Source organism: Paenibacillus sp. FW126-R14 (genome assembly GCF_058789495.1).
Map to the genome: position 1 here is coordinate 243,300 of NZ_JBYTBS010000004.1, position 16,684 is coordinate 259,983.

8 protein-coding genes and 1 riboswitch are annotated in these 16,684 nt (G+C 45.4%); all 8 genes read right to left on the minus strand.

The window, feature by feature from the left end; all coding sequences use genetic code 11:
* Positions 1-47 precede the first annotated feature (47 nt).
* The 8 genes from AC3WRW_RS04490 to metE all read right to left on the minus strand — a co-directional run bounded on the left by AC3WRW_RS04490 (position 48) and on the right by metE (position 16,617).
* Positions 48-779 (minus strand): ECF transporter S component, encoded by a 732-nt coding sequence (locus AC3WRW_RS04490; protein WP_492545161.1) that lies wholly within the window; start codon positions 777-779, stop codon positions 48-50.
* On the minus strand, positions 746-2,452 hold the full coding sequence (locus tag AC3WRW_RS04495) for an ABC transporter ATP-binding protein (RefSeq protein WP_492545162.1): 1,707 nt from the start codon (positions 2,450-2,452) through the stop codon (positions 746-748). The genes AC3WRW_RS04490 and AC3WRW_RS04495 overlap by 34 nt, the downstream gene beginning before the upstream one ends.
* Positions 2,425-3,315 (minus strand): energy-coupling factor transporter transmembrane component T, encoded by an 891-nt coding sequence (locus AC3WRW_RS04500; RefSeq protein WP_492545163.1) that lies wholly within the window; start codon positions 3,313-3,315, stop codon positions 2,425-2,427. The genes AC3WRW_RS04495 and AC3WRW_RS04500 overlap by 28 nt, the downstream gene beginning before the upstream one ends.
* Positions 3,315-4,223, minus strand: a complete 909-nt coding sequence (locus AC3WRW_RS04505; protein WP_492545164.1) for a DUF4430 domain-containing protein — start codon at positions 4,221-4,223, stop codon at positions 3,315-3,317. Before AC3WRW_RS04505 ends, AC3WRW_RS04500 begins: the two co-directional genes overlap by 1 nt.
* 65 nt (positions 4,224-4,288) lie before the next feature.
* Positions 4,289-12,007, minus strand: coding sequence for an S-layer homology domain-containing protein (locus AC3WRW_RS04510; RefSeq protein ID WP_492545165.1), 7,719 nt, complete (start codon positions 12,005-12,007; stop codon positions 4,289-4,291).
* A gap of 153 nt (positions 12,008-12,160) precedes the next feature.
* Positions 12,161-12,366: riboswitch (cobalamin riboswitch) on the minus strand.
* A gap of 29 nt (positions 12,367-12,395) precedes the next feature.
* On the minus strand, positions 12,396-12,890 hold the full coding sequence (locus AC3WRW_RS04515) for an NUDIX domain-containing protein (protein ID WP_492545166.1): 495 nt from the start codon (positions 12,888-12,890) through the stop codon (positions 12,396-12,398).
* A gap of 134 nt (positions 12,891-13,024) precedes the next feature.
* Positions 13,025-14,272 (minus strand): serine hydroxymethyltransferase, encoded by a 1,248-nt coding sequence (gene glyA / locus AC3WRW_RS04520; protein WP_492545167.1) that lies wholly within the window; start codon positions 14,270-14,272, stop codon positions 13,025-13,027.
* Positions 14,273-14,328: 56 nt separating this feature from the next.
* Entirely contained in the window at positions 14,329-16,617 is a 2,289-nt protein-coding gene (gene metE / locus AC3WRW_RS04525) for a 5-methyltetrahydropteroyltriglutamate--homocysteine S-methyltransferase (protein ID WP_492545168.1), read from the minus strand.
* Between the last annotated feature and the right edge of the window lie 67 nt (positions 16,618-16,684).

Sequence of the window (16,684 nt, forward strand, 5' to 3'; positions counted from 1 at the left end):
CCAAAAAGGTTCGTGTCAACAACAATAGTCAGTCGAACATACAAATTTCACTTATGTACAATCAGACCATATTTGATTTTAATCCGCTCCAATTTCTCAATCATCGGACCAGAAATAACGAAAAGAAAGAACACGGTAGCCACTGCATGCACCATATCAAACCAAAAACCTGAAATGTATACGGCAAGCAATCCTTCCCAAGTCAGCGTGGTGGAAACCATCATCAGAGAGCCCAGATTGATAATGCCGCCATAGATGATCAATGTGGATAAACCGCCGAACAGGCATAGCGAGAGCCTGCTCTTCTTAAGCCATCCTTTTTGAAATAAAATACCTGCCACAAAGCCGATAAGTCCAAAACAAAACATTTGCCAAGGTGTCCAAGGTCCTTGCCCGAAGAAGAAATTAGATACGAACCCGGCTGCGGCACCCACTAGAAAACCGGCTTCCGCACCGAAGCAAACTCCTGCAATGATAACAATCGCAACAACGGGCTTAAATTGGGGAAGCATGAAGAATGCCCCGCGACCCGCTACGGCAATAGCCGCCAGCACGGCGATCACGATGAGCTCTCTTGCTTGCGGTTTGCGTTTTTCAAACACCATAGCAAAGGGGATCATCGTATATAAGATAATCAAAAGACTGATAAAATAATATTTTCGATCGTCGAGCACATAAATGCCTAACGCCATTGTTGCCGGAATGACAATAAAGATAAGCAGCGCCGAGAGCAGCGTTCGTCTGCTCAAGCGTTTGTCGGCTGCAAGCTTTTCTGACATAAGTCAATCACACCTTCTATGGTTACTGCATCATGCCAAATATGACGCGCCATTCGATTCGCTGCTGTCGTATAGAAGCTGTTGCCGGAGAAAAAGGCATGAGCAGTGTTGGAAGTAATGATGCTTCCATCAAAAAACATCGCGCACTCCTCCCCATACTTCGCACAAAACTCAATATCGTGCGACACCATAACGATGGTAACGCCCTCTTTATGAAGCTTTTTTAAAAACAAGCCTAACTTGTCTTTAAAAAATGCATCCAACCCTTTCGTCGGTTCATCGAGCAGCAGGATGCTCGGCTCAAGCAGCAGCACTTTGGCTAACGCAGCTCGCTGCTGCTCGCCTCCGCTGAGGTCATAGGGATGCATGCCCAGCAAGTTTTCGAGCTCTGCCAATTGAATGACTGCCTCAACTTTAGCTTTCTTTTCTTCCTTCGTGAGATTTGCCCCGGAAAGCATCTCGTAGAGATCCAATTCGACCGTCTTCTTCACAAATAAGGCTGCTGGATTTTGCGGGAGAACGCCCAAGCGATTAACAAACAGATCCTTAGCTTTCATTTTAGCTGGATTCTCGCCATGGATGCGTACTTTCCCCCGATAAGGCTGCAAAATACCGTTAATGAGGGATAAGGTCGTCGTTTTCCCTGTGCCATTGCCTCCGACAATGCAATAGAACTGTCCTTTTTTGACCTCGAAAGAAAGATCTTTGATCGTGTCGGGGCCATTGCGTTCATGCCTGAACCAGACCTCTTTGAACGAGATGGCAGCAGGGCCGGATGGGGCATTGCTTCTTGTGTTTTTTGCGCTTTTTTCGCTTATTTCGGCATTTCGCGCGGGTGTTTTGTCAGCCAAGTAGGCGCTCAGCCATTGCCGGCCTTCCTTGACGGTAACCGGACACGCTAAACCGTTGGAAACTCCGGCATAAATCTGCATCGGAGTGGGCATAGCGGCAAACATCGGATGGTGCAAGGATCGTAATACCTCACCAACACGGGGCGGTGTGTCATCGGCGATCACTTTGCCTTGATCCAGCACAATGAGCCGGTCCGTAAGAGGCAGCACCTCCTCTAAGCGATGCTCGGTCATAATGATCGTCGTTCCCAGCTCCCGGTTAATTTTGCTTACCGTTTCCAAGAAATCCGCAGCCGCGATAGGATCTAATTGGGATGTAGGCTCATCCAAAATGAGCACAGCAGGATGCATCGCCATAATCGACGCCAGATTCAGAAGCTGCTTCTGCCCGCCGGACAGCTCTGTCACACTTTTGTGAAACCAGGTTTGAATCCCGAAAAAACTAGCCATTTCAGCGACACGCAAGCGAATCGTCGAGAGGTCGTATCCCAGGCTTTCCAGCCCGAAAGCAAGCTCATGCCAAACTTTATCCGTCACAATTTGATTGTCCGGATTTTGAAGAACAAACCCAATCTCGGATGCTTGTGTGCGTTGGTCTACTTCATCGATGATTTTTCCTTGGAAAAAAATATCTCCACTACGCTTGCCGTGCGGGGTCAGAACCGTCTTAAGCTGCCTAAGCAGCGTGCTTTTACCGCAGCCTGATTTGCCGCAAATCGTAATGAACTCTCCGCTATGGATCTTAAGCTGAACAGATGACAGCGCGTTCGTTTCATTCATCGGAAATGCAAAGCTTAGATCCTTGATGTCATATATCTCCATTTGATTTCCTCCACAATTTGAATGATCACCGGCAGCAGGCACAGAAAGGCGTAGGCGATATATACGAACACACTTAACGGTGAAATGGCTTTGACATGAATCGATGGGAAATAGCGAATCGTATTCAGTCCGAACCACGCGCCCGCGCCTACAACGAGTAAGAGTCCAATCAGCACCAAACACACAACCTTATCCCTGCTATCGAAGCGGAATGTCGAGAAACTCGTACGGCCGGGCAATCCGTATCCTCTAGACTTCATGGAATCCGCTGTTTCGATGGCATTTTCCAGTGCCCAGGTCGTCATGATGGAGAGAATTCGAATCCCGTTGCGAGCTCTAGTAACGATATTGCCTTGCGTTATATCTCTGCCGATGCATTTCTGAGCATTGGAAATCACTTTTAGCTGCGCTAAATACCGGGGGACAAAACGAAGCACCATAGAGAGTATCAGCGACAAGGCGGGCAATATTTTACCAAAAATAAAAATAAATTTATCCGAAGTCATCACCGCATTGTAGCAGGAAAACCACACAATAACCGTGACATACATGCACGCGGCGGCTATGCCGTACAAAATAGATTCAAGGGTAATCGGATTCCCATTTTGCAGATAAAACAGAATCGTAACCCCCGCATGACTAAAAACAGGGTTCATAATGGCCATCACCACAAGGAGCGGAATCATGTAAAACAGGTTGAATTTGACCGCTTTCTTCCCTTTGAGCATGATGGCGTACAGGGCGGCGCTCATAAGCGCTATTGCTTGAAAGACGGGATGCATGAACACCATGCTGCACACGAGTACGGCCACGAAATACATGAAATTAACGAAGGGGTGAAAGGTAGAAAAGGAATCTCTCATTACTTTGTCCCTCCTCCGGCAGCCTTGCCGTCTCCGACATCGCGTCCAAGATCGCACGTGTAGACCCAGTCGATGACATCGCCATCTTTGAGCATATAGCGGCTGGCCCCATAATTAGGGAACCATCCGTTTACCTTATACATCCAACCGCTCAGTTCACCGCAATCAAACTCATAAATATTATGAATGCCCTCGATATAATTGCTGTTATAGATAGGCGTCATGGAAAATTCCATATGAATTTTGTTCTTCTTCATCTCTCTGAGCAGCACATCAAAGACAGATTCTCCCTCATAAAAGGTAACGGTTTGCGCTGCATAAATCACGCCGTCCTTCGGCAATACCTCCAGTTTATCTTTATTGAAGCTGCTCATGTTATCCAGGATTGTTTTGCAGGTGACAGATAATGTCGCTGTTAATGCCTTTTTCTTATTGATGGTGACATCCTGCCATTCGACAGGCTTTGGTTTTCCCTCGGGAATAGGTTCGGTTAAATATTTATCCTTCTTGGGTTCTGGTTCTTTCGTGCCCGCTTGGGGCTGCGTTGAAGGTTCCGGCTTGCCGGTCTCAACAGCCGGCGGGTCCGAATTGGTAACCACGGGTGCTGCCGGTTTATCGGCAGGGGTTGCTGCTGGAATGGATGATGCCGGCTTAGTTTCCTGAGGAATATCCGGCTTACTGGGTTCATCCTTCTGTGCAGCAGCCTCCGGTTGAGAAGATTCCGCAGCCTGTTTGGTTTCCAACTGCTTCTCTGGCATTAGCGTTGAAGTTGGCATTTCGCCGGGCTGAGAGGCTATGCCGCTTACAGCTGTCTGATTCGAACTTTTCGGACTGCTGCCGCCCCAGAAGAAAGCGATCGCCAAAACTCCAACAATTCCAATCGCAACGAGCCATTTCTTCATCGACATGTTGAATTCACACCTTTAATGAATAAGCAAGGGCAATATCTGCCCCTGCTTATAGATTCATATTCTTATTTGATATCTGTCATATCATATAGACGAGTTTGCCCTTTTAGAAGTCTATCGTAAGCAACCAGCGCATACATCGCCTGATCGGTTGCCATGGGATCTACTTCGCCGGGTCTTGCACCGCCATTATCGGCGCCGCCCGTTTTGATATGATAAAATCCTCCGTCTGCAGCAGCAAAGCTAAGCAAAGCGTCAACCGCTGAGCTGCCGTTTTTGATAAACCTTGCATCCGTGTGCGGATTAATGCCAAGACCCGTCAGCGCTACAACAACTTGAGCAATGCTCTCGGAATTCGTGGATTCCCCACTGGCGTAACCGCCGTCTGCTTTCTGCGCCTTGGACAGCCACACAAGTGCGCGATCTACAGCAGCTTGTACGTTTTTGTTCGTTTTGTAATAAGGCGTCAGTCCTTGGATGGCCATCGCCGTTATGTCCGGATCGGGCTCATCTGCTTTTTCACCTAGCGCCCATCCTCCGTCTTTTATTTCCCTTTTTAAAATAAAGTCAATTAAAAGATCTCTAGTAGTCTGTGTTTTGACACTCGCGACTGTCGGAATGTCAAAAGATTTGCTATCCAGCGCGATAAGCGCAAAGATAGGACCATTAATGCCCTGCTTGATCAAAGTGTCATAATCAGCCAGCCACTCTCTTAAGTTGTAGCCGGCTACTTGATCAATGCCGCGGCCGATCGACGTGAGGCCCAGGATCACCCGATCATACTCCGTGTATTTTACCGCGTGCAGCTTGCCTGATTTTTCCTTTAAAATCTTCTCTACATTGGCGTAATACTTGGCGTAGTAGGCATCTGGAACTGGAACGCCGGAGCGTGCCAGTCCAAATACAGTCCAATCTCCACCAATGGAGGCTACCACTGGATCGGTTACGGTTTGCTGCATGAAAGCAGCGGTCTTGTTAATTTGCTTCTCAACAAGCGCTTTTTTAAGCAGATCGGGCTGAGCTGTTTCTTTTTGAGCATCGTTCTTATAGTGGTAAGCTCTCATAGCAACAACGGCTGCCATTTCACGCGTTACCTCGTCGCTAGGCTGGAACCGGTTGTCCCATCCGGACATAAGCTGATGTGCCATAATCGTTTGAACATCATCTTTCGCCCAATCGGATACAAGGTCTAAGTCTTTAATGGTTGGCGCTTGCCCGCCGGCTTGAATGCCCAGCGCTTTGACCATGATGACCGCCATTTGCTCCCTTGTCAGTTTCTCGTCAGGATGAAATTCATCGTTCGTGAAGCCTGTAATAAAGCCTGCTTTATACGCTGCATTCACATAAGGATAGAACCAATCCTGCTGAGAGACGTCTTTGAAGTTAATGATGCTGCTCGTCTTTACGTCTATTCCGAGAACGCCCACTAGAATCTTCGTGAACTCTGCTCTTGTAATCGTGGCTTGCGGATTAAATTTCCCATTGCTGCCGTCAATAAATGCTTTCTGAGAGGCTTCTGTACTGGCCTCCAATGCCCAATTTGAAATGGCATGGGTGTCTGCATACAGATTTTTCAGATCGAACGGCTTCGCCGTCTCCTGCTGACCTACAGAATAGGAAACAAAATTCGTGAAATGATTTGTTTTAATGATAAGATCGTTGTCTTTTACAAATGCATAGGTAATTTTTTCATTCCCTTTTACAGCCTCGGCACCTTTGGCTTCCGACTCATAAATCTCAATCGGTGTAAAGGTATTCCCTTCGATAAATCCAACACTTTGATCTTTAGCACCTTTGATGACAAAAGTAAGCGGCTTATCGAAAATAACGGATTGATTCGCATTCCCCATGGCAAAAGCATGAACCAGCTTAATAGGGTTCGTACTTCCAACGCTTAGACTGCTTTGGACAAGTTGAATAAGATTGGTATCGTCGGTACTTAAGGAAGTTAGGAACTCTACGTTGCGATCTCCCGACTTCAACGCCGTACCCTTATCAATTGAAACGGTGATATCGCCTTTAGTAGCGGTGATTTGTGGAATGTTGTCTTGAACAGCCTCTAAATTTAGAATGACTTTTGCCTTCACATTAGGAATGTTAACCAAGATCTGTTCTTTGTCTTTCATTTCCTTCGTAATGTTCAAGGTGTAATCTTTATCCAGATTATCAGGGATTTCGATGACTTGTTTTTTGTCATTCGGAATAATGCCTCCAGATGGCCCTGTTAACGGTGTATCAGGAAGTGCAACTCCTAAATCTACACCCAGATTTGTTGTGTAACGCCATTGGATCTTGTCACCCTGCTTTAAGACATACGAACTAGCTCCATAACCTGGGTAAGTACCATTTACACTGTACATCCATCCACTGCCACTGCCATGGTCGAACTCACCATCGCCATCAATAGATTCGACATAGATACTATTATATTTTTTATACCATTTAGATATATAGCTAATTCCACGACTGTTTAGTTCTCTCTGGAACACGCTCCAAACCGAATCCCCAGACTTTAGTTCAACATTCGATTCAGATATTACATAACCTTTGTTAATCGTAAGCTTATCTACAGATAAGCTTACTTGTGCAGTTGTTGGTGGATTCGTTCCTCCAGGACCGCCTGGCGTCACAACAACCGTACTTGTGGAGAAAGCGATAAAATCGGTAAAATGCTTCGTTTTGACAATCAGATCGTTGCCGCTGTCATAGGCATACTCATTTTTTTCGCTGGCTTTACCTGCCTCGTCGTTTCCAAACTTCTGAATCGAGTTCAGTGATCCATTCTGGATAAAGGCAGCATCTTTGCCTTTCATGCCAGTGAAAGTCAAAGTGACAAATTGATTAAACTCTACTCGGTTAGTACCGCCAAGCGTGATGGCCTGATGAACGGTATCCAGTTTCTTGCCGTTCGCAATGATTGTGTTTATTTTATCTTTTAATGAAGAACTCGTTGCATCATTGGTTGTAATTAACTCCAATCCAGAAGAATCCCCGCTAATAATTTGGGCTCCCTTAGGAATGACCATGGAGATGCTGCCTTTGACAGCCTCAATTTGAGGCAAGCTGCTGTTCGAAGGCAAATTGACTTGAATTTTCGAAAGATTATTGCTAGGAATTACTATCGTTATTTCTTTATTTGCATCGGCATTCGTTACAGGAACGATGTAGTCTTTATTGTCGGTCGGGATCTCAATCTTAGGGGTATCGCCGCTCGGTAACGGGAGCTCATTTTCGCCTAAAGTAGGGACATCCGTCATATCATACAGACGATTGTTTCTATTCACGAATCGATCATAGGCTACTAATGCATATGTGCCTTGATCCGTAGCCATGCCATCGACGGCTCCCGATTTAATATGCTTAAAGCCGCCATCCGCTGCTGCAAATGACATTAAGGCATCTAGAGCAGATTTTCCTTTTTTAATAAATCTCTCATCGGTGTTTGGATCTATGCCTAACGCAGTTAACGCGGTAATGACTTGCGCGATGCTTTCACTGCTTTCGCCAAATCCGCCATCTTCGCCCTGCGTTTTTGACAACCAAGCAACTGCACGCTCTCCGGCGCTTTTTACGTCTTGTCTTGTAGAATAATAAGGTGCAAGAGCTTGCAGTGCCATTGACGTTATATCGACATCAGTTTTACCTGGTTCTAACGACCATCCGGCGGCTTTGCTTGTTCCTTTATTTACTTCTTTTTCTAAAATAGAATCGATCAGCTTATCTCTTGTAACTTGTTTTTTCCCTGCCTGTACGACCGGAATAACAAAGTTTTTGGTATCAAACGCAATGAGGGCGAAAATAGGGCCATTTATGCCTTGCTTATTGACATAATCATAATCCGAAAGTGCCTGCGTAAGATCATAGCCCCCGACTTTTTTTGGATTTTTTCCAATAGAAGCTAGGCCAAGAATCGCTCTTGAGTGCTCTGTTCCTTTTGATTTATCCAAAACTCCTGAGTTTTCAGCCATTAAATATTTTACTTCTTGTTCTACATTATTGTAATAAGACTGGTAATAGCCATCCGGGACGGAATAATTGGCCCTTGCCAAGGAAAGGACGGACCATTCCCCGCCACCTGTACCAAAAACCGGTTTATCTACCGTTTTCACAATATAGGCTAGATTCTTATTTAAAAGTTGTTTCGGGTTGCTTACCGTATTAGCTTTGTAAGTAATCGTAAACGATTGCTCAGCTGTATTCCCGGAGGCATCAGTGGCAGAAACAGTGATTGTGTTTGCTCCAGCTGTAAGAACAACGTTGTATTTTTCATCAGCCTTAGGGATTACTGTCCCGTTTAGCTTTACTACCGTTGTGATTACTCCAGGTCTATTATCGGATACTTGGACTCCGAAGCTTAGATTTGGCTGGGATACTTCTTGGTTATTCGTTAGACCGGTTACGGTTATGCTTGGTTTTTCTGTATCTTCTACTACAGGTTGATAAGTTACTATATAAGTTTGTTCTGTTGTATTACCAGATGCATCCGTCGCTTTTACAGAGATTGTGTTTGCTCCGGCGTTAAGAACAATGTTGTATTTATTATCAACCTTGGGAATGACTGACCCGTTCAGCTTCACTTCCGGTGTGATAACTTCAGAGCTGTTATCTGTCACGTCAACACTAAAGCTTAGGCTTGGCTGGGATACTTCTTGGTTATTCGTTAGGCCACTGATAATTAATTTCGGTTTTTCTGTATCAACAAATGTAACTGTATAGGTCTGCTCCGCCGTATTGCCAGAAGTATCAATTGCGGTAACAGTAATTGTGTTTGCTCCAACACGAAGAACAGCTTTGTATACTCCATCTACTACGTTGACGACATTTCCGTTTAGCTTTACTACCGTTGTGATTACTCCAGGTCGATTATCGGTTACTTGAACTCCAAAGTTCAGAGTTGGCTCTGAAAATTCTTGGTTATTCGTTAGGCCGGTTACGCTTATGCTTGGTTTTTCTGTATCAACAACAAATGTAACTGTATAAATCTGCTCCGCCGTATTGCCAGAAGAATCTGTTGCAGTAACAGTAATTGTATTTGCTCCAACACGAAGAGCAGCTTTGTATACTCCATCTACTACGTTGACAACATTTCCGTTTAGCTTAACTACCGTTGTGATTACTCCAGGTCGGTTATCGGTTACTTGAACTCCAAAGTTCAGATTTGGCTGGGATACTTCTTGGTTATTCGTTAGACCGGTTACGGTGATGCTTGGTTTTTCTGTATCAACATCCGTCATGTCATACAGACGGTTGCTTCCATTCACGAATCGATCATAGGCTACAAGTGCATACGTGCCTTGATCAGTTGCCATAGAATCTACTTTTCCTGTTTTAACATGCTTAAAGCCGCCTTCGGCTACGGCAAATGACATTAAAGCATCCAAAGCGGATTTACCATTTTTAATAAATCTTAAGTCTGTGTTTGAATCTATACCGATTGCCGATAATGCGGTTACCACCTGTGACAGACTCTCGCTGCTTGTACTTCCGAAGCTTGTATAGCTTCCTTCACTATTTTGAGTTTTGGAAAGCCAACTAACAGCTCTAGCTAGTGCTGCTTTGACATCTTCTTTCGTCTGAGCATACGGAGCAAGTGCTTGCATCGTCATTGAAGTGAGATCGACATCAGGTTTACCACCAGGAGAAAGTCCCCAGCCTCCTTGATCGGCGTTACCTTTGTTTGATTCTCCATCTATCAAATACTTAATGAGATTATCTCTAGTAGTTTGTACTTTTCCTTCTGCAGCTGAGGGAATTATGTAGTTCTTAGAATCGAATGCAAGAAGAGCGAAGATTGGACCATTCATGCCTTGTTTAATGACATAATCATAATCCGAAAGTGCCTGTAAAAGATCATAGCCTCCAACATCTTTGGGATCTTTGCCAATCGAAGTTAATCCCAGGATGACTCTTGAATGCTCTGTACCTTTTGTTTTATCCAAAACTCCGGCATTCGCAATCATTTTATCTTTTACTGTACTAGCTACATTGTCATAGTACGATTGATAATAGCCATCAGGTACCGAATAGTTAGCTCTGGCCAATGAAAGAACAGACCATTCTCCGCCGCCAGTTCCAAACTTCGGTTTATCTACCGTTTTTAGAATATAGGCTAAGTTTTTATTCAACTGTTCTTTCGTATTGTTTACAACACTAGCTTTGTACGTTATGGTGAGATTTTGCTCTACCGTATTGCCGAATGCACCTTTGGCAGTGATGGCAATTGTGTTTATTCCTGCGCTTAGAACGACATTGTAAGCTCCGCCTGTCTTCGAGATAACAGTTCCATTCAACTTGACTACGGGTGTAATGACAGCCGAGGTGTTATCCGTCGCTTCCACATTAAAGCTAATGTTAGCCTGGGATACTTCTTGCTTATCCGTTATCCCGGTTACTTTAATTGTCGGTTTAACATTACCGTTCAGACTGGCTACCATGCTATCAATGTCATTCTGCTTGCTTTCCATATTGGTAAGCAACGAATACGCTTGATCATATAGGGATTTAACAACAGCATTAGATAGAATCGCTGCTTTATTCGGATCGCTGTTAATCTCTGCGATCCTAGCCGTCAGTGCATCCTTGTTAGCTGTTTGTATAAAGCCGGGACTCCACTCGTCGCCCCCCAGCGATGCTCCAAAGCCATACACAGTAAACTGAGTCCGCACGACGTCGCCATCATGAGGAATATAGTCGGACATCCCTACATTTGGGAAAGCATTATTTACGGCATACATCCACCCAGACATAGATGTATAATCGAATTCTCCCAGCCACTGCTCATTATTCTTTGTTCCTAATTGAACTCCATCCGCATTCATTTGCTCTTTGATATAATTGGGCACATTTACTTGAGTGCTAGCGTCTTTAATCCTAGATAAGTAAAAACGTTCTTCAATAGTTCCGGTATGCAGTATATTATCCTCACCCAAAACGCGCGTGAGTACAGCTGCTACATTTTCACCTTCGTAAAAAGGAACTTTAACCGGCTCTTTAAAATAACCTTGCCCTAAAGTAAATTTCTCAACGGAAAGCGTTAGATTCCCAACCGGAATGGCCGGTACCGTACTTACAGTCAATGGCTGAGTAGCTCTGACGATTCCCGGTGCTGATTTCGCACGATAATCCGTAACTTCAAGCGAGTAATTTCCTGCACTTACGCCTTTGTCAAATGCAGCTATACCGCTCGGATTCGTTACGATGGCTGTCCCACCGACAGTTACTTTCACACCGCTAGCCGGAGAGTTAATAAATTGGTTATTTGTCCAATCATAAGTGCTCTTCGTTACCGTAACAGAGAAAGGCTGGTTGGCCTTGACATCACCTGGTTGAATCGAAATGGATTGAACCAATTGCGTAGTAAAATCACCGTAATACACACTAACTTGGTCATTGCTTTCTAATTCAAACTGATCCATGCCTACAGCAGGTATGATCCATTGTCCTTGACGCTTGACGGCAAAGTTCCATCCATCATAGCCGTTAAATAGTCCTGCGTGTATTCCATCAATTCCTGTCACATACGGACCATAGGGTGAATTTTCAATGACTAATGGAATTTGGGCTTTGCTTAAATCAGCTTGCAGCGCTTCTAACGCATTTGAACCTTCCGCCACTCCTTCGTGGATAAGACCTTGCGGTCCTTCGACGTGAAGCGCAACTGAAACAGGTCCTTGATTCGCAGCGAAAACTGGATTAGCTGGCGCAATGACGTTGAATAATACAGATAATGTCATTACTAATGCTAAAAAGGACGACATAGCTTTACGATGCAATTTGCTTAACATACTGTTCTTATCTCTCCTTCAAGTTTCTTAAAAAGCAAAAAAAGGCAAACCCCACAGGTGGGGTTTACCTTTGATTCCAACATAAAAAAACTACATGCGTATGCCAAAAATGACATAGCAATGCCAACTAATTTCTCACCCCCCGGAGAAACAGTGCGACAAGCAAAATAGGCAGGTATCCTGGCTCATGCATCCTCGTAAACTTTTCGCCTTCCCATCCCCTCAAGTGGGGACAGTGGCCTGATAGAAAAGCAACTCCGCATTTACAGTGGCGGGACCGCGCAGGTGTTGCACCTGACTTCCCTTTTAAGCACTTTCGTCTTTGTGATCGATTGTACACCTTATTTGCATTTATTTAGTTATACTGCCCATACTAGCTGTTAATCTTTTATTTGTCCAGTAGATTCATAGGATGATCCTTAACCCATTCGGAGGCAATCAAATATACTTTGTCTTTCATTAAGGGGCTAAATGTTGGATCATTCATAATCTCAAACTGTTTCGGAATGGCATCTGCCAGCATGACAGCGTCAGTTTCAAACCCGCCCGGCAGCTCTCTAAGCCTCCTAACCTTTGCAGCATAAATATTTTTCACAAAGGCAAGATGATCTTTTTCGAAAATCAAATATTGTCCAATCCTTTCAATCGAATCGAGTTCTCCTCCAGCCTCTTCATACATCTCCCTGATCACCGTTTGCAGATCGGTCTCCCCTTCTTCCCTGCTCCCTCCAGGCAATTCCCAACCGCGACAACGATGTTTAACAAGAACCAATTTCCCTTGAAAGAAAGCAAAAATCAGGACACAATTCGCTTCTTCCATTAGACATTCCTTGGATAATAGTATATTTTGATTTGGCAAAGCTCCGGAAAACTCATAAATCACGATGACCACCAACTTACTTTTTGTGAGATACTTTTAAACACTTCTACTAAATAAAAAAAGTATTTGATCCGAAGATCAAATACTGTGCCCAAATTTAAGGCAAAATAGGATATGCTCCCTCGCGGTTCGCTCTCTTAGTAGCTCAAGCCCGGATAAAGTGGGAATTGTGCTGTCAGATCATTTACCATACCGCGCACTTTATTGTGCACCGCTTCATCCGATGGATTTTTCAATGTCAGAGCTATGATTTTGGCAATTGTTTTCATAGCTTCTTGATCCATGCCGCGGGCCGTAACTGCCGGAGTACCGATCCGAACTCCGCTTGTAATCATCGGTTTAGCGGGGTCGAACGGAATCGCGTTTTTGTTCACCGTTACTCCGACTTCATCCAGCAAGTGTTCAGCTTCTTTTCCGCTGATGTTAAGACTGCGCAGGTCGATCAGCATCAGATGGTTATCCGTACCTCCGGATACAAGATCAACACCTTCTGCCAGAAGTTCTTCTGATAATGTTTTGGCGTTATTAATAACATTTTGAGCATACGTTTTAAAAGCCGGTTGGAGCGCTTCGCCAAAAGCAACGGCTTTAGCGGCGATGATATGCATCAAAGGTCCGCCTTGCGTTCCGGGGAATACGGCTTTATCAATCGCTGCAGCCCAAGGCTTGCGGCAAAGAATCATACCGCCGCGGGGGCCGCGAAGCGTTTTATGCGTAGTCGTCGTAACGAAATGGGCGTATGGAACAGGGCTAGGATGTAACCCTGCTGCAACCAGCCCGGCAATGTGAGCCATGTCCACAAAGAACAACGCGCCTACATCATTCGCGATCGAACCTAAAGCTTCGAAATCAATGGTGCGTGGATATGCGCTGGCACCGGCCACGATCATACGGGGCTTATGCTTGAAGGCCAATTTACGAACCTCGTTATAATCGATATACCCATCGCTTTCTCTGACTCCGTAAGGAATAAAGTTATACAAGATACCGGAAGCATTAACGGGACTGCCATGCGTCAAGTGACCGCCATGCGCCAGATTCATGCCAAGAACCGTATCTCCGGGTTGAAGAGCGGCCAAATAAACAGCCAAATTCGCTTGTGCTCCGGAATGCGGCTGCACGTTTGCGTGCTCAGCGCCGAATAATTCTTTTGCACGATCACGCGCGATGTCCTCAACGATATCGACATGCTCGCAGCCACCGTAATAGCGTTTACCTGGGTAGCCTTCTGCATATTTGTTTGTCAAGACTGTTCCCATCGCTTGCAAAACAGCTTCACTAACAAAGTTTTCTGAAGCGATCAATTCGATTTTGTCGCGTTGACGGCCAATCTCCAAATTCATAGCTTCTACAATTTTAGGATCTTGTTGACGTAATTGCTCCACAGTAACTTTCTCCTTAAAATAAGATTGTTTCTATTCGTTTAAAAGCTTTACAGATCTTAGTTTGAATCCGTATGTTTTACACGAGCAATTTTCGTCGCTTCCACCATGTTGCGTAAAGAAGCAACGGTCTCTTCCTGTCCGCGGGTTTTCAGACCGCAATCCGGATTGATCCAGAACAACTTAGGATCCAATACACGCAGAGCGCGTTCGATCATACTCGTCATTTCGTCGATACTCGGAACCCTCGGGCTATGAATATCGTATACCCCTAAACCGATGCCCAGCTTATAAGTATTCAATTCGAAGCTATGAATCAATTCGCCATGGCTGCGGGAAGTCTCAATGGAAATGACATCAGCGTCCATCGCTTCGATTGAATCAATCATGTCATGAAATTCGCAATAGCACATATGCGTATGAATTTGTGTTGTTTCCTGCACTGTGCAGGTTGCGATGCGGAAAGCTTTGACCGCCCATGCGAGATATTCGGCTTGTTCCTCTTCCTTCAGCGGGAGTCCTTCGCGCACGGCAGGTTCGTCGACCTGAATCATGCCGATGCCGGCGTTCTCAAGCGCCTCAACTTCTTGTCTAAGCGCATAAGCGAGTTGGTACGCAATATGTTCGCGCGGGATGTCTTCGCGGACGAACGACCAGTTCATAATTGTGATCGGTCCAGTTAGCATTCCTTTCACCGGACGGCTTGTGCGAGACTGTGCATACTTGGTTTCTTCGACAGTCATCTCTCCCGTGAAAGCGACATCCCCGAAAATTACCGGAGGCTTCACGCAGCGGGATCCGTACGATTGCACCCATCCGTTTTGTGTAAACACAAAGCCGGCAAGCTTTTCACCAAAAAATTCAACCATATCGGTACGCTCAAATTCCCCGTGAACGAGAACGTCTATTCCGATCTCCTCTTGAAGTTTGATCCAGATATCGATTTGCTCCCGAATGAACGCCGCATACTGCTCATGGCTCCACTCGCCTTTACGCCATAATTGTCGCGCTTTGCGAACTTCCGCAGACTGCGGGAAACTTCCGATGGTTGTAGTTGGAAAAAGCGGCAGCTGCCATTTGGCTTGTTGCGCGACATGACGCTCGGCGAAAGGACGGACACGTTCCGGCTGCTGAACGCGAAGTTCAGCGACCTTTTGCTGAATATCGCTACGGTTGCGGGCCTCCGATTGCTGAAGAGCTTGAAGCGCACGATCGCATTTCTCCAATTCCTCTGCGATCCCAGCGCTGCCTGAGGACAATGCTTTCGTAATCAAGACTAACTCATCCAGTTTTTCCTCGGCATAGGCGAGCGCATCTTTCAGTTCAGGAGCAAGCTTCGTCTCCCGCTCTGTCGTTACAGGGACATGTAGCAAGCTGCAAGAAGATTGGACAAGCAGTTGTTCGGTCGATACGAACTGATTGAGTTCTTCCAGCAACGCCAGTTTCCCACGAAGCGATGCTTTCCAGATCCCGCGCCCATCGATCACTCCCGCGCCTAATACTTTGTCTGCCGGGAATCCGAACGTTTTCAACGACTCTAAGTTACCGTTAAGGCCATGGACGAAATCCAGACCAATCCCCTTGACTGGCAGGGAGATAATGTCAGCGTAGCGATCTACAGCTTCAAAATAAGTCTGCAGCACAATATTCAGGTTTGGCACGGATGCGGCAAACGTTTCATAAATCGTTTTAAGTCTCGCAATGTCAGCATCTTTCAGCTTTGTTACAAGAATCGGCTCATCGATTTGAACCCATTGCACGCCTTCTTCAGCAAGCTCTTGAAGAATCTGAACGTACAGCGGAAGCAACCGGTCCAACCAAGCATCTGTTTCCGCTGCACTGTATCCTTTGGATAGCTTCAAGAAAGTTAATGGACCCACGATAACCGGTTTTCCTTCGATACCGAGCTTTTCCTTCGCTTCCCGGTAGGCAGCTAATGGCTTGTTCTCCGTAATGACAGGGGATGCATCTGTCAGTTCAGGTACGATATAGTGATAGTTGGTGTTAAACCATTTCGTCATCTCACTTGCAGCGGCATCCTTTGTACCCCGAGCAACTCCGTAATAGACGGACAAGGGGACAGCACCGCCCTCAAAAGCAAAACGTTTTGGGATAATGCCAAACATGGCGGCAGTATCAAGAATGTGATCATAATAACTAAAATCATTGACAGGAATCAGATCGATCCCCTTCTCCTGCTGCTTGCGCAAATGATTTAAGCGAATCTCCTGCAGCTGCAGCTGAAATTCCGATTCTTCAAGCTTGCCTGCCCAGAAAGCTTCAAGGGCTTTTTTCCATTCCCTATCAGCACCGATACGCGGGTATCCCAAAACACTGCTTCTGACCATCTAAAAAACTCCTCTACAATATGATAAGGAAAAGATATCATAAAGAAGGAGTTATAGAGTAACTGGA